This is a genomic window from Verrucomicrobiia bacterium, from assembly GCA_035577545.1.
In the GTDB taxonomy this organism is placed as follows: Bacteria; Verrucomicrobiota; Verrucomicrobiia; order Palsa-1439; family Palsa-1439; genus Palsa-1439.
On the sequence record DATLVI010000031.1, the window covers coordinates 30,969 to 46,453 of the forward strand.

At 58.1% G+C, this 15,485-nt stretch carries 14 protein-coding genes; 3 read left to right on the forward strand and 11 right to left on the reverse strand.

Translation table 11 applies throughout. From position 1 onward, the window contains the following. Window positions 1-42: 42 nt before the first annotated feature. Complete coding sequence (locus tag VNL17_10550) at window positions 43-393, reverse strand: BON domain-containing protein (GenBank protein ID HXI84514.1); 351 nt, start codon at window positions 391-393, stop codon at window positions 43-45. A gap of 169 nt (window positions 394-562) precedes the next feature. On the opposite strand from VNL17_10550, the gene VNL17_10555 reads away from it, so the two are divergent. Next, a complete protein-coding gene (locus VNL17_10555; protein ID HXI84515.1) occupies window positions 563-700 on the forward strand; it encodes a hypothetical protein in 138 nt (45 codons plus the stop codon). Window positions 701-1,022: 322 nt separating this feature from the next. Here VNL17_10555 and VNL17_10560 read toward each other — a convergent pair whose 3' ends face one another. The 3 genes from VNL17_10560 to VNL17_10570 form a co-directional block, all read right to left on the reverse strand. After that, window positions 1,023-1,388 carry a hypothetical protein gene (locus VNL17_10560; protein ID HXI84516.1) on the reverse strand — a complete coding sequence of 122 codons (366 nt, stop codon included), beginning with the start codon at window positions 1,386-1,388 and terminating at the stop codon, window positions 1,023-1,025. 188 nt (window positions 1,389-1,576) lie between these two features. Beyond that, a complete protein-coding gene (locus VNL17_10565) occupies window positions 1,577-2,140 on the reverse strand; it encodes a hypothetical protein (GenBank protein HXI84517.1) in 564 nt (187 codons plus the stop codon). Between the two features lie 25 nt (window positions 2,141-2,165). Beyond that, window positions 2,166-3,260, reverse strand: a complete 1,095-nt coding sequence (locus tag VNL17_10570) for a DUF6600 domain-containing protein (protein ID HXI84518.1) — start codon at window positions 3,258-3,260, stop codon at window positions 2,166-2,168. Between the two features lie 583 nt (window positions 3,261-3,843). Here VNL17_10570 and VNL17_10575 point away from each other — a divergent pair. Further along, window positions 3,844-5,649 carry an AI-2E family transporter gene (locus VNL17_10575; GenBank protein ID HXI84519.1) on the forward strand — a complete coding sequence of 602 codons (1,806 nt, stop codon included), beginning with the start codon at window positions 3,844-3,846 and terminating at the stop codon, window positions 5,647-5,649. A gap of 68 nt (window positions 5,650-5,717) precedes the next feature. Here VNL17_10575 and VNL17_10580 read toward each other — a convergent pair whose 3' ends face one another. The 7 genes from VNL17_10580 to VNL17_10610 all read right to left on the reverse strand — a co-directional run bounded on the left by VNL17_10580 (window position 5,718) and on the right by VNL17_10610 (window position 11,829). Next, window positions 5,718-6,221, reverse strand: coding sequence for a hypothetical protein (locus tag VNL17_10580; GenBank protein ID HXI84520.1), 504 nt, complete (start codon window positions 6,219-6,221; stop codon window positions 5,718-5,720). A gap of 480 nt (window positions 6,222-6,701) precedes the next feature. Next, complete coding sequence (locus VNL17_10585; GenBank protein HXI84521.1) at window positions 6,702-7,307, reverse strand: hypothetical protein; 606 nt, start codon at window positions 7,305-7,307, stop codon at window positions 6,702-6,704. Between the two features lie 138 nt (window positions 7,308-7,445). Next, entirely contained in the window at window positions 7,446-7,883 is a 438-nt protein-coding gene (locus VNL17_10590) for a response regulator (GenBank protein ID HXI84522.1), read from the reverse strand. After that, the gene (locus tag VNL17_10595; GenBank protein HXI84523.1) at window positions 7,880-9,082 is read right to left on the reverse strand and encodes an ATP-binding protein; all 1,203 of its coding nucleotides are present in this window, start codon (window positions 9,080-9,082) and stop codon (window positions 7,880-7,882) included. The genes VNL17_10590 and VNL17_10595 overlap by 4 nt, the downstream gene beginning before the upstream one ends. Window positions 9,083-9,272: 190 nt before the next feature. Continuing rightward, the gene (locus VNL17_10600; protein HXI84524.1) at window positions 9,273-9,944 is read right to left on the reverse strand and encodes a response regulator transcription factor; all 672 of its coding nucleotides are present in this window, start codon (window positions 9,942-9,944) and stop codon (window positions 9,273-9,275) included. 6 nt (window positions 9,945-9,950) lie between these two features. Beyond that, complete coding sequence (locus tag VNL17_10605) at window positions 9,951-11,132, reverse strand: sensor histidine kinase (protein ID HXI84525.1); 1,182 nt, start codon at window positions 11,130-11,132, stop codon at window positions 9,951-9,953. Further along, window positions 11,122-11,829 carry a histidine kinase gene (locus VNL17_10610; protein HXI84526.1) on the reverse strand — a complete coding sequence of 236 codons (708 nt, stop codon included), beginning with the start codon at window positions 11,827-11,829 and terminating at the stop codon, window positions 11,122-11,124. The genes VNL17_10605 and VNL17_10610 overlap by 11 nt, the downstream gene beginning before the upstream one ends. 249 nt (window positions 11,830-12,078) lie before the next feature. Here VNL17_10610 and VNL17_10615 point away from each other — a divergent pair, with 249 nt between their 5' ends. Further along, window positions 12,079-15,480: an ice-binding family protein gene (locus VNL17_10615; GenBank protein HXI84527.1), complete on the forward strand. Its 3,402-nt coding sequence runs from the start codon at window positions 12,079-12,081 to the stop codon at window positions 15,478-15,480. The last annotated feature ends 5 nt before the right edge of the window (window positions 15,481-15,485 follow it).

The following is a 15,485-nucleotide window of genomic DNA, read 5'->3' on the forward strand; positions in this document are numbered from 1 at the left end:
CTCAACGGCAAAGCGCTCTCGTTTCGCCGGGTCGTAAATCAATCACTCTTTAACAGTGATATTATTGCGGACTTCTCGCCCGCCCGCTGCATCTCTGGCGATGTCCCCGGCCCTGCTTTTCAGATCTCTTGTGTTCACAAATCCGCTTAACTGGACAACGTCCTTGAATGTCTCCACATTCACTCCCTCGAAATACTTGCGTTGATGGCTGTCCGCCAGTGCTGCGCTCACATGAGAAGATGTGGCGCGGTCATCAATCCGTTCGCCGGTGCTTTGCGTGTAGCGGCCGCTGGCGCAGCCAATCACACCAACGAGTAATGGCAACGCCCCGAGATAAAGGATCAATCCCAACGCGTTGAAGGTCCTGCTCCTGTTTGGAGATATTTTTGACATATGGTCCCTTTCTTTTTCTACGGCTAATAGTTTGCCAGGACTTCAGACTATAGTCGTGCGCCAGATGTTTGCCATGGGGTGAAACCCTACTGTGGATCGCCGGGGCGGTAGCGGATTATCGCCTGTAGCAATTGTCTCTAAAGATCGAAAAACGACAGGGCGTCCATTGATGACCACAAGGGAGAACGCCCCGGCCGACGGCAAGCAGCGTCCCGTGTCGCGCGAGATGGGCACGCACCTTGATCACCACGGTCAGTGGCAGGTTGGCGGAACGGCCTCACAGCCCCGGGTTGCGCCCTTTCTGTAAAAAGCACACACTTCCCATCCCGCCCGAAGATCCACCCCTCATACAACCATCCCAGAAATTTCCCGCCATAGGCATAGATCCCATTCCCCGAGAGCCACCCCGCCGGTGTGCCATCTTGCATATAGATGGACTCTTTGTCACCGTCGACGTACGCCACGGCGTGCCCGTGTTTGTCCCAAAGGTCAGTCGTCATATGCCAGCTTCGGCGGAGGTGGGTTTGAGTTGGGCTGCGTTTGGAATTGGATTCGCTGCCGGGGGTGCGGTACGGCGCCGCCCAACAGCGATCCAATTGTTTCGTTACGCTTTTCTGCCCTCATGCCGGCTAATGCTCGTCGTGATCCGGATGTTTCTGCTCGTGCCGTTCTTCTTGCTTCTGATGCGGATATTTCGCCCTCACTTCATCATGGTGCCGGTACGGCTCAGGCGAATCGAGATTGACCGTCACGTGAGAACGCAACACGAAGTTCTGCGGCACGCGCGCACCCGAACGCCACGAACCGCCATCCGACCAATAATAGACATGCCGGTGGGGTTCGAAATACACTTCCGCATCCGGGTAATACACATACGAATACGAAACGCCGACGGCGGGGCCGCGCGAGTATTCGTGAGGGCGCTCTACATAACAGCCGACCAGCCCCAGCACACTGCTGATGGCGAAGGTGAGTACAATGAGTCTCTTATTCATATTTTCCTTTATTGTTGCCTCGAGAGGTTTCACTACACCAAAGATAAGTCGGGCAGCGGTCAACTGCGATAGGGTGTTCACCCCATCTTAAGAGAGACCGCTCTTGGCGCAGCTTATGGCCAATCATCAAGTAGGGAGCAACGGCCCGGGTCTGTTTTTACCATTGATTGTCAGACACTCACGGCACGTCAGTGGCCAAACGGGATGATGATCCGCACACCCACATACGGCTTACTGCCTTGTCCCGTGTCAAGGTCGAGCTTCACGCGCACGTTGTTCAGTAACACTCCAGAAGAAGTTGCCCGCGTGTGGCGCAGGCCGCCCTGATCAAAGCTGAAATCAGCCTGGTTCTCGACGCTCTTGACGAAGCGATCGACGGCAAACACCGCCGTGTCGAGACCGTATTTGGCGGCCTGGATCTGGCGTTTGACGGATGACGAGGATTTTTGCGGCGGGCTGTATTCTGCTTCAAAACGCTCCCACGCCTCGATGTCCGTCGGCTTGCGCTGGGGCGCCAGCATCGACTGGGGCTCACATTCGGGAAGGGCCACACGATGGGTCCGTTCGCTGACGTTGCTCCGTACGGACTCCACCGGAATTGTGGAAATCGATAAGGAGGCCATCAGGAACGGGGACTCGGAGTTTTGCGCAGTAGCGGCCGGGACGGCCGACCAACAGGAAAGACACGCGGCCGTCCCGGATATGGTTGAGTGCCAGTGGCTGAGGATGCTACGTTTACTGCAACGGCTCACGACGACCTCTTATTCTCTTGGTCCTCTAATCCTTCTTTTCGTCGTCTTTCCCGGGCTTCTGCTCGGTTGGTTCCTTGGTCGCTGCGGGCCGATCGGTCGCGGGCTTGGACTCAACCTTCCCGTCAGGTTTGGTCTCATGTTTCGTCTCGGGCTTGGTCGCCGGCTTGGCTTCCGGGCCAGCGGGAGGGGCTTTGGCCTTTTCGCTCCCGGTCTCACTCGCCTTTTCCGGCCGCACGCGATTCTCCTCGGCGGGCTTCGCAACCGGGATCGGCTTGTCGGCTGGGTGGACTTCCTTCTTCGTTACCGGCGGCTGTGGTTCGGCCGTCGTTGTGGCTGGCTTCTCAGCCCGATGCGGCTCTTGTGCAGGGACTACTTTCTTTTCAGCCGGTTCAGCCTGATTGCGAACTGGCGTCGGGGCTGCTTTCTCGGTGGTCGATGTTGGCGTCGGATGCTTAACGGCGACCTTCGCTTCCTCTTTGGTGCGCAGTTCGCGAACAGGCGCCGCTTGAATCTTTCGTCCGCTTGCCTTTTCGATGATGACAGTATCGGGGCCCTTGTTGATCACGGTCTTGTTAATGATGGTGGTGTTATTCACAATCACCGTTGTTGGGCGGATCGGCTCCAGAAACCGTCGTTCCTCGACAAAGACAACCCGTGGCGAGATGATGTTCACCTCGACTCTTCCGGACGGGGACAACGGCGCCCAACCAATGTAGCCACCCCCCTCATGCCAGGAGACCCACGCCGGAGCCCAGACCGTCTGCGGCACCCAAAACCAGCCGAATTCCGCGTCCATATCCCAGCGCCCATAGTGGTAGGTGGCCCAGCCCCAGGGCTCGTCGCTGACCCAGTACCAGCCGGCATCGGTGCGCTCCCAACTGCCATTGCAGTACGGGCGCCATCCAACCTCCACCCGGGACGGCCTCCAACAGCGTCCGTAGGATCCGACCACCACCCATTCCCCTTGCGGGGCGAGCGGCTCATAAAAATCGCTTTCGCTGTGAATCGTCACTCCCACCGATATCTCGGCGGCGCAAGTGACGCGCCCCGTCAATGTCGCGAAAAGCGCGACGCACAAAACGAATCCGACTTTTCCTGCCAAACGTTTGGTTCCATTCATAGAGTCATCCTTCTGTCCAATAAATCAAAAGCGCGTTGTTGTTTTTGGAACACAACGACGTGGGCATTAACGGCGAGCCGGATGATTCCTCTGGCTCTGCGATTCCCGCAGACGCTGTAAACGGTCTCGATGAGACTGCCAAACGTCAATGCCCTCTTCTTGTGATTGGCTTGCATGCCCCCACGATAAGCCGGGAAGTCCTGCAGGCGCTATGGGGTGTTCACCCCACCGGTGCGTTCACTGAACCAGCCGCGACCAGCCTCCGGAGCTACGGTCAACACCCCATATCATTCCGCTGCCATCCCACGTACTTTTCTTGCATGAACAATAATTTGAAATGGTCAGCTTTGAAATTGGCGGTCTTATTGGGCACACTCTCTGCATTGCTTACGGGATGCTTTATCTGGCGAGACCACGATCACGATCGGGGCGAATCCCGCCATGAAGAACATGAGGAAAATGAGCATCATGATCAGGATCGTCACGACGACCAAGATCACCATTGAGAATGAGACCACCATTGGTGGTCAGGATCATCCATGAGGAAGCAGTGAAGGCCGCCTAGCGCAAGGAACCGCGCTCTGTGCCACCCAAATCTCTGAAATTATCGCCGCTGGTCATGTCGGGCGCGCTGGTGTTGATCGTCGCCTCGATATACTGGGCGCGCCCGGTCCTGATACCGGTGGCGCTGGCGATGTTGCTGACTTTTCTACTAAGCCCCGCGGACAGCGCGCTTCAACGCCTCGGCCTGGGGCGGGCGGTCTCGGTCGCGCTACTGGCGATAATAACATTTTCTTTGATTGGCGTCATCGGTTGGGCCATCTCCGTCCAGGTGAAGGAAATCGCCAAGAATCTACCCAGCTACCAGGGCAACATCAAAAAACGGATCGAGGATTTGCAAGTGGGCCAGGGAACGACGCTGGATAAAGTCCGCATTGAGTTCGAGCAATTAATCGGCGACGTGACCACCAACGCGCCGTCGACTGAGCAAGCTCGCCAGCCAGTCCTGGTCGCGGTGCAGGGCGGCAGGTTTTCCTCTGGGATATGGCAATTCTCGCCGATGATTCAGCCGCTGCTGGAATCGCTGTTCTACATCTTGTTGGTCGCCACCCTGGTGATTTTCATGCTCTTGGAACGTGACGAGTTGCGCAACCGCGCCATTCGCCTGCTCGGCTACGGACGACTGAGCCTGGCGACTCAAGCGCTCGATGAAGCCGGCCAACGAGTTAGCCGTTATCTCTTCGCCCAATTCATCGTCAACGCCTGCCTGGGCGTGGTGATTGGCCTGGGGCTGTTTCTGCTGGGAGTACCTTACGCGCTATTGTGGGGATTTTTGATCATTTTCCTGCGGTTCGTTCCCTACATCGGAATCTGGATTGCGGCGATCCTTCCGTTCGCAGTCAGCCTCGCCACCTCCTCAAACTGGTGGCAACCGTTGTCCGTGATCGCGCTGTTTGCCGTGCTCGAGCCTATCGCGGCGTTGGTCATTGAGCCGATGCTGTTCAGTCAAAGCGCCGGCACCTCCAAGCTCGCCATGCTGATCGCGATCGCATTTTGGACCTGGCTGTGGGGCCCCGTCGGACTGCTGTTGGCAACGCCGTTGACTGCATGCCTGGCCGTCGTCGCGAAGTACGTCCCGCAACTCGAATTCATCGCCGTGCTCCTCGGTGACGAGCCGGTCATGCAGACCTCCGTAAGCTATTACCAGCATTTGTTGACGATGGATCAAGACGAGGCCGAGGCGATTGTGGAAGAACAGTTGCGGACTCATCCGGTCGGGCACGTCTTCGACGAAGTGTTGATTCCCGCCCTGCATTACGCCAAACGGGACAGCCGCCTGGGCGTCCTGACGGATGACGAACAAGAGTTCATTTACAGGTCCACACGTGAGATCATCGAAAGAATTGGCCTTCCATCCACCCACCCAACGTCGTTGATCAACACCGCCGCCAGCACTGTAAGTGTCAACAAAATCCGCATCCTGGCCTGGCCCGCTCATGACGAAGCTGACGCCATTGCGCTATTGATGCTTCAACAACTGCTCGATCCGACGCGCTATGAGGTGGAAATCAGCCCCGCCGGTAAGCGCTTGCCCGAAATCCTGCAGGAGGTGGAACAGAAAAGTCCGGCGTTATTCTGCGTTGGTTTTATTCCGCCTGGCGGATTGTCGGCCAGCCGCCACGTAAGTAAGCTGCTGCGCGCCCGACTCCCCGAACTGACCATCGTGGCGGGCCATTGGGGATTGCTCGAGAAAGTTCATAACGACCGCGAAGCCCTCCTGGCTGCTGGCGCCACCCATGTCACTGCCACCCTCATCGAAACCCGCGACCAGATCGTCCAAGCCCTGCATCCCCGCGTCAAACTCCAGCCTGACGCAGCAGTGTCCTGATTCAATGATGTGCACTCTACCGAACTCATGCAACACGCTGGGCAATGGCGGCCAATCTCCGCACTGAATCATTCAGCGGTTGCCATTTCCTGGTCTCGCTGGGAATCGTTGCAGGCCAACGGCTGGAATGCCGGACCGGTGGTCAGCACCTCAATCGCGCGGTCGTCGTCGGATGTTCTGAAAACCAGATAATGACGGTCACAATCCCTTTGCGAAGTATAAGAATAGAGAACTTCAATTCCCGCGTTGGCGAGCTCGACACCAATCTGATCTACCCAGCCCGAGCGATTGATTGGGCCTATCAAGATGACGGGGTTGATCTGACATTGGAACCCGGCGGCCTTAAGGACCCGCGTGGTTTTGACCGCATTCGTCGTCGCCAACAGGAGCACGACGCCGTCACGGTTGCAGTAAGAGCGCATTGTTAACACTTCGATATCGGGGTGCAACGCAATCACTGCTGTTGCGCTGGTTTCCGGTGGCTCATGGCCGATTAGTACGGAAATCTCGGTTTCTCGACGGGCAATGGACACATCATCCTCCTTGTTGATTTCAAAAATTCCTTGTTGCATGGCTTGATAGTAGGTTTGCGGTCGTGCCGGCGCTATGGGGTGTTTGCCCCATCGGGGATCCTGAATCCCGGCAATCTCTGGGCACGGCGACGGCGTGAACCAACACCCTGTGCGTTGCGTCGAAAACGAAGAAGAGGCCGGTCCGCTTTCAAACCGGCCTCCTTCTCTTCTTGCTTGCGTACCGGCGTCAGTGTTGTGAGGTCGGCGTGTGGAACGCCTTTTTGAGGGGCGCCGGTAGCGCGCGCAAGCTCCCGGGAGGCTACCCCCCCTCTTTCACTTGCATTGCGTCCTGTATGGCCCGATTCCAGACGTGGCGTTTCCACTCAGGAAAATGCCGGTGCGACCATTCATGAGCGGCGCACTCCCAGCCGATGTCGCGGCCGGCTTTCTCGCTTTCGATCCACTTGTACGTTCTAATCTCTTCTCGCTGAGATTGGATGATATCAGCAAGAGGATCTGGTCTTTGTGTTCGTTGCGCCATCACCAACAATTCCCGCCTTCCGGCAGGACCGGGTCTGGGCTACGCTGTGCGAACCAACGGACGGCGTTGGAAGCGTTTCGGGAACCGATGCCGGCGGAATCCGCGAGAAGAGCGGACGCGGTCCGGGCGATCTCCTTGCGGTGTCTAACAATCGCGGGATGGCTGACCCGCAATTCCCGCGCCACCTCACACACGCCGAAGTCATGCATCAGAAGAAACAGAATCTGCTGCTGCATCGCGGTCAATCGCGGAACCAGCAGGTCAACGATGTCCCGTGTGATTAATTCGCTGCGCAGATCGATTGGATCGGGTGTTTCCAGCCAGGCACCGAGACCGCCGTCGCCATCATCGTCCCCCTGATCCAGCGGCACGAGGTTATTGCTGCGCTTGATCGAATTAATGCTGCGGCCGCGGTCGAGGTAGCCGCGGGCGCGAAAGTGGCAACCCTGGAGATACCAACTCAGTGTCTGCCCCGGCCGCTCTGCCTCCGCCTGCACAAGGTGGATGAACATCTCCTGAATCAGGTCCTTCTGCAGGTCGAGATCGCTGGTTAACCTGGCCGCAATCCCGTGCAGTTGTTTGACGATTTGATGATCCTCTATCATTTGTAATTGGCTTTCACGCTGGGAGGATAAGATGGGAGGCCCTGCGCACGATATGGGGTGTTCACCCCACCGAGGATTTCAGGAAGACAACTTCCACGTGCGGGACCGGGGCTCGCGGATCGTCAACTGGACACTTCCCTAACAAGCTTCCGGCGGGGGCGTGTTTTGTGACAGCCAGAAGTCCTTGATCGATTTGGCCATGTCATTGAGCTGGCTCGCCTCGGCCGGCTTGACCAGATACCCGTTGGCTCCCAGCCGATAGGCGGTAGCGACGTCCGCTTCCTCTTTGGAGGAACTGAGGATGATCACAATCGCCGCCACCTCGGGCTGTTGGCGAATCCATTTCAGGACGTCCAGCCCCATCACGCGGGGCAACTTCAAATCCAGCAGCACCAGGTACGGCAGCGGAAATTCCTCCCGATTCGCAAACTTGCCGGTGCCCTGGAAATAGTCGATGGCCTGCTGGCCATCGCTCGCGATCTGAATGGGATTCGGCACGCCCGCATTCTTCATGGCTCGTTGCAAGAAGAACATGTCGTTCTCGTCGTCTTCCACCAATAAGATGGTTCTTGTCACGGGTCTGACGCTTTCTGGAGCTGAATCCAAAATCTACTTCCCTTGCCCAGGTCCGACTCGAATCCGAGTTGCGCGCCCATGCGCTCGGCCGCTTTACGTACAATGGTGAGTCCCACGCCCGTACCTTCATATTCGGCGGCCAGGTTGATCCGCTCGAACATTCGGAAAATGCGTTCGTGGTTTTCGGCGGCGATGCCAATCCCGTTGTCCTGGATCCACACGCGGACCATGGATTGTTCACGGTCTTCCGCGCCAATCTCGATGTTTGGGATGGTTCCCGGCGCGATAAATTTCGAGGCGTTACCCAACAAATTCGAAAAACACTGCGTCAAGAACGCTTCGTTCCCCAGGACCGCCGGCAGCTTTCCTTGAATGTGAATCTCCGTTTTGTGTCCATTCGGGTACGTCGCGATGATGTCGCGCACGAGCCCGTCCAAATCCACCGGCACCATCAGGCCTGGCGCATGGAGGACCTTGGAGTAGCTCAAGACATCCTGAATCAAACGGTCGAGACGGAGGGCTGAACGCATCACGCGCTGAAGAAGATCGACTCCCCGTTCATCCAGTTTGCTGCCATAGTCGTCCAGGAGGACTTGAGCGAAGCCTTGCATCGACCGCAATGGCGCGCGCATGTCGTGCGAGACACTGTAGGAGAAGGCCTGCAATTCACCGATCGTTTCCTGAAGTTTGGCCGTGCGCTCCACCACCAGCCCTTCCAGTTTGGCGGTTTGGTTGGCGGTTTGATCGGCCAGTTGGTCTTTGGCCTGGTGCAATGCGTTTTCCGCGCCTTTGCGGTCGGTGATGTCGCGGATGTTGCATTGAATGACATCTTGTCCGTCTTCCTCGTAGATATTGCTGACAAACTCCACTTCCCGGCGCAGGCCCGCTTTGGTCTGAAGCGGCAGATCCTCGTAGCGAATAAACTGTTTCTCCTGCAACTCTCGAAATGCCGCCCGACTAACTTCTTCATCCTTGAGCAGGCCGATTTCCCAGAGTTCCTTGCCCAGCAATTCCTCATGCGGGTAACCTAACAACTCCGACATGAACGGATTGGCATCGATGATTTTTCGTGTAGCGGGGTCGAGAATGAGAATGCCGTCTCGAGCTGCCTCAAACAGACGGCGGTAACGGATCTCGGATACCCGCATGGCCGCGGGTGACTTCGGTCGCTTGACTTCGACTTCGGCGGTGTTGTTCACTTCTCTGCTTCCCCTTTCCCTCCACTTGAGCGCTGCGACACCCGTCAGCAGCGCGCCTTCACACTCTAGGACACGGTCTTCCGAATTGGTTTTTATTACTGGAGAAACAATACGCCCGGTGCTGGGAGGGGCGCTATGGGGTGTTCACCGTACGGTAGATACCGTAAAGTCCAGCCCGCGCGGGACCGGCCTAGTGAATTGTCAACTGGACACTGCTCTCGATGATTCCCGCGCCGATGGCGTAGCGGGTGAGGCCGGAGATCTCGTGGATGTTGAGCTTGGCCATGAGATTCTGCCGATGCTTTTCGACCGTCTTGATGCTGATGCCGAGTTCCGCCGCGGTCTCTTTGTTGGCCTTGCCTTCGGCAATCAACTGGAGCACCTCCAACTCGCGCGAACTCAGGCTGGCAACTTTTTTCCGCAAGGCTTTCCCATTCGCGGGCACTTTTTGATTGTGCAACCGCTTGGAAATGGAAGCACTGAAGAAGGTGTTTCCCTTTTGCACTTCCCGAATCGCCACGGCCAGATTGTGGGAAGAGGTTTGTTTGAGCAGAAAACCCACCGCCCCGATCGCGATTGCCTGGTCGACGTACGCGTCATCGCTGTGGGCGGAGAGCATGATCACCTTGGTGTCCGGAATGGCCTTGCGGATCTGCCGCGTGGCTTCCAATCCATTGAGGAGCGGCATCGCGATGTCCATCACGACCACCGCCGGACGAAGCTTCCGGGTCAGTTCCACCGCCTGGCGACCGGTTTGCGCTTCGCCAACCACCTCAAGATCGTTCTCGCCCTCCAACAACTTCCGAAACCCCTCGCGAACGACCATGTGATCTTCTGCCAATAGGACAGTGATGCGTTTCATAGTCACCTAAACTTTGGTTCGGGCAGAGACTTCATTAGCGAGTTTTCCGCCCCCCCCCCCCGCGCGGCCATTGGTGAACGGAATCTGCGCCCGGATAGTAGTACCTTTGCCGGGTGCGGATTCCACGTGAAAGCTGCCCCCGACCATCTCCACGCGCTCCCGCATGCCAAGCAATCCCAGGCGCTTGTTTTTCCTGGCGTCCAACATACGACTCACCTGGAAGGATTTGCCGTCGTCTTTGATGGTCACGCCCACGGCCCGCTGAAGTTTGTGAATGCTGACGTCCACCCGGCTGGCGTGCGCATGGCGGGCGACATTCGTCAGCGCCTCCTGGACGACGCGATACAGGACCGTGCGCTTGACGCTGTCCAATTGCTCCACCGCGGCATACACCGTTAGGCGCACGTGGACGCGCGACCGTTTTGAGAAGCTTTTTACAAACGTATGCAGCGCGGGTATCAACCCCAGGTCGTCCAACACCGTCGGGCGCAGTTCCCGCGCAAACCGATGCACGATGTCCACCGACTTTTCGACCATCCGTTGCGTGCTGGAGATTTTCTCCTGGAGATCCTTGGTGTTCACCGTGGCCGCGATCTTGAGCGCCGCCAAACGGACATTGATGCTGGTCAACGTCTGGGCGATTTCGTCGTGTAGCTCGCGGCTGATCCGTTTGCGTTCTTCCTCCTGCGCCAATAGAAGCTGGCGGGACAAATGCCGCAATTGTTCCTGCAATACCTGCGACTGCTCCAGCAGTTTACTGTAGTGCCGCTCGCTGTTGCGGAGGGATTCCTCCACCAATCTGCGCTGCACGACTTCCTTTTTCAACCGCCGGTTCGAGATCTTCAGGTCCGCGCTGCGCCGGTGCAACCTCCCGATCATTTGGGTCAAGCGGAGATTGGCCTCGCGCGCGGTCCGATGCGTCTTCTCGATGGGGGTGATGACCTCGGCAAAGAACGCCCCGGCCCGCCGGACCATCGTGTCACGGGTGCCGGGGGAGTAGCTCGGCAACACGAGGGCGACCAACGCCCGCTCGTGAATCCGGGCGAGATCCAATGTCTCCAGCCCGGTAAACATCGCCTGCCGGCCCAATCTCCGTGCCGGCTGCAAGGCCGACTGCGGGCCTTGCTTCAGGTGTTTTCCCAGCGCCGCCGCATAGCGGCGCGCTATTCCGTTGTGCTTACGGGCCATGTTGTTTGCCGTATCCACGGGCGAACCGACTTATGGTTTTAGCCGATTTTCCCACCAACCGTTGCGTGCTGGCAATTTCTTTTTTGAAGCCTTTGGTATTGATCGTGGCTTCCTGTTTGAGCGTCAACAGCCGGACATTGATGCCCAACAACGTCTGGGCGATTTCATCGTGCAGCTCGCGGCTGATCTTCTTTCGCTTGTCTTCCTGGGTCTGGAGAAGCTGGTGCGTCAGATGCCGCAACCGTTTCTGGAGGAGCCGGGATTCCTTCAACAGCCGGGCGTAATGGCCGCCGCTTTCCTTGAGGGCTTGCTCCGCGATCTTGCGCTGGGCGATTCCTTGTTTCAAGGACCGGTGGGAGACCGCCAAATCCGCCGTGCGCTGGCCGAGCGTCGTGTGAAGTTGGTTCAGGTGGGCGCCGGCCTTGATCTCGGCGCGATGCGTCTTCTCGATGGGCGTGATGGCCTCGGCAAAAAACAGCTCTGCCCGTTTGATAATCCCATCCTGACTACTGGAGGCTTCCAGTGCGGCGAGTGCTGTCTCGTGAACCTTGGCCACGTCCAGCGTCTCCAGCCCGATGGCGGCCGCCCGGCGTCCCAACTCCCGAGCCGGTGCCAGGCTGGCCCGCGGGCCTTGCTTCAAATGCTTTCGCAAGGCTGTCGCATATGCCCGCGACAATTTGTTTAACTTTTTCTTCATGACAACGTGCGACTTCGTGCGTCACAATTCCACAGACACCCTCTTACAATTCCTTCCAGCCGGCTATGGGGTAAAACCCTACCTTTTCGACGGCTCATCCGCTCCGTCGCGATTTCGGAAGCGACCTCCAGTCATCCCATCTGGGGTAACCACCCTAGGGTGAACACCCCGTAGTAAAGAATTAGCCCACCCCATATTCTGTCCGCAGTTGATGGCAGAAATGAAACAGCAGTAGAAGGAGAAGAGTACATGAAAGCAGTTTATCCAATGGCGTTGGTAGTGAGCGGAACGAAGCAAATCATAATGGGCCTTGCCCTTGCGGCTGCCGTGATGTTCCCGCGCACTGATGCGCTCGCCAAGCAGAGCGGGACGAGCATTCTCCACTTCAATTTTTCGTCGGCCATGACGAACACCGGCGTCGATCCCGATGCCAGCGGCAACGTTACCGGCAAACTGACCCGTCAGGGGAACGCCAGCAACCAACAACTGAAGATTTCGCTGGCAAACCTGGATCCCAGCACGACGTATGAGCTGGCCGCCTTCCTCGGCGATGACACCAACTCAACGAGCGTGGCGGAGTTCACCACGGATTCGAAAGGCGCCTTTAAGATCACGTATGTGAAAAAGGCCACGGGAAACCCCAGTGCCAACCAGCATCCTCTCCCGGATGCGCTGAACCCGCTCAGAAACATCCGTGAACTGGATATTGTCAACGGCAGTACGCAGACAGTTCTGCAGGTGGATCTGACCAATACAGGGAAACTGCAGTACCTGGTCAAACGTCTTATGGATAACGCCGGGTTAATTCCCGCCGCAGCCGGGCTGCTTCAGATCAAGGCCTCCGCGACCTTCGCCCAGTTTCGATTGACAGCTTCAGGTTTGACCCCAAACACGGCTTATGTGCTTACGATTAACGGAAACGCTGTTCAAACGAATACCAGTGATAGTGCGGGCAACCTGAATCTGACCTCTCTGCCTCCGGGTGCGCCGGATGTGCTCGATATCCACGCGGTGGCACTGACAGATATTACCGGACACGTCGTCCTGACAGTCGGCGGCGGAAGTGGAGGAGTGGGCCTCCCCCTGGATGGTCAGGCGTCGGTTGCCCTTCGATCGGCAAATTCCTTTGTGGTTCTGGCAGGCTCCACAGTTACCAGCACCGGTAGTACGACGGTTGATGGCGATCTCGGAGTGAGTCCCGGCACTGCGGTGGTTGGATTTCCACCCGGCTCGGTCATCGGGACCATATTCAACGTCACTCCCGGACCCGCGGCCACCGCCCAGGGCGACTTGACCACCGCGTTTAACGATGCCAAGGGACGAACTGTCGGTGCGATTACGGTTGCCGGCAATCTCGGTGGGCAAACTCTCACGCCGGGGCTCTATAAATCGACCTCCTCGCTGGAGATCTCCTCCGGGGATCTCACGCTTGACGCCCAGGGCGATGCGAATGCGGTTTTCATTTTCCAGATGGCGTCCACCCTGACCACGACATCGGGTCGCCAGGTGATCCTGAGCGGCGGCGCGAAGGCAGCCAACGTTTTTTGGCAGGTCGGCAGTTCCGCGACTCTGGGAACGGGCTCCTCCTTCAAGGGAACCATCATGGCGGATCAATCCATCTCTCTGACAACCGGCGCAACGTTGGAAGGCCGAGCCTTGGCACGAATTGGCGCGGTCACCATGGACTCCAATACCATCGGATTGGCGATTCCGGCAGACATCGCTCCCACCGTGAGTTCCACGTTCCCGGCCAATGCCGCTACCGGTGTAGCCATCGGCGGGAACATTGCCGCTTTCTTCAGTGAGGCGATGAATCCCCTGACAATCACCACCGCCACCTTTACCCTGAAGCAAGGCGCAACGCCTGTGGCCGGCACGGTGACCTACGTCGGGGTAACCGCGACCTTTAATCCCACAAGCACTCTCGCAGCCAGCACCATCTATACAGCCACGATTACCACCGGGGCCAAGGACCTGACCGGCAACGCGCTGGCCGCAGGCTTTAGCTGGAGTTTTACCACCGGCACGACCCTGGACACCACCGCACCGACCGTGAGTTCCACAATTCCCGCGAATGCAGCCACGGGTGTGGCAGTCGGCGGGAACATCGCCGCCACCTTCAGTGAAGCGATGGATCCCTCAACGATCACCACCAACACCTTTACCCTGAAACAAGGGGCCACGCCTGTGGCCGGCGCGGTGACCTACGTCGGGGTAACTGCGACCTTTAATCCCACCAGCACTCTTGCAACCGGCACCACCTATACGGCCATGATTACCACCGGAGCCAAGGACCTTGCCGGCAATGCGCTGGCCGCAGGCTTTAGCTGGAGCTTTACCACCGGTGCAACCCCGGACACCACCGCACCGACCGTGAGTTCCACAGTCCCTACAAATGCGGCCACCGGTGTGGCCATCGGCGGGAACATCGCCGCCGTCTTTAGTGAGGCGATGAATCCTCTCACGATCACCACCGCCACCTTTACCCTGAAGCAAGGGCTAACACGTCTGGATGGCACGGTGACCTACGTCGGGGTAACCGCGACCTTCAATCCCACCAGTAATCTTGCACCCAGCACCACCTATACGGCGCAGATTACCGCCGGGGCGAAGGACCTGGCGGGCAATCCGCTGACAGTTAATTTTAATTGGAGCTTTACCACTGGCACGACCCCGGACACGACCGCACCCACCGTTAGTGCCACCGTCCCCACCAATGGGGCCACGGATGTGGCGATCAACCAGACCATCAACGTCACTCTCAGTGAGGCGATGGACCCGTTGACGATCAACACCGCCACCTTGTTGCTGACAGGACCGGGGGCGACCGCCGTAACAGGAACCGTCGGCTATGATGTCCCGAGCAAGATTGCGACCTTTACACCGGCCAGCAGCCTTGACTCCAACACCGTCTATATAGCCACGCTCACCACGGGAGCCAAGGATCTAGCCGGCAATGCGCTGGCCGCTGATTTTAACTGGAGTTTTAGCACAGCTGCCACACCGGCCGGGCAAGCGCCCGTCGCCATGGGAGCAGCGACCACGTTCGCGGTCCTGGGTGGTTCCACGGTCACCAGCCTCGGTACTACCACGGTGAATGGCAATCTTGGAGTGAGCCCCGGCACTGCGGTGACTGGATTCTTTACAGTGGATGCCGGACCGGGAATAGTGAACGGGACGATCTACAACGTCACGCCCGGCCCAGCGGCCACCGCTCAACTCGATTTGACCACCGCGTTTAACGACGCGGCAGGACGAACCGTCGGGGCGATCACGGTTGCCGGCAATCTCGGTGGGCAAACACTCACGCCGGGCCTCTATACATCGACCTCCTCGCTGGAGATCTCGTCCGGAGATCTCACGCTGGATGCCCAGGGCGACGCGAATGCGGTGTTCATCTTCCAAATGGCGTCCACCCTGACTACCACCGCAGGTCGCCAGGTGATCCTGAGCGGCGGGGCGAAGGCGGCCAACATCTTTTGGCAGGTCGGCACTTCCGCGACCCTGGGAACGACCTCCGTGTTCAAGGGGACCATCATGGCGAATCAATCCATCACGCTGACAACCGGCGCAACGCTGGAAGGCCGAGCGCTAGCCCAGACGGGCGCGGTCACCATGGACTCCAATACCATTACAGTTCCTGTCCCATAGAGATG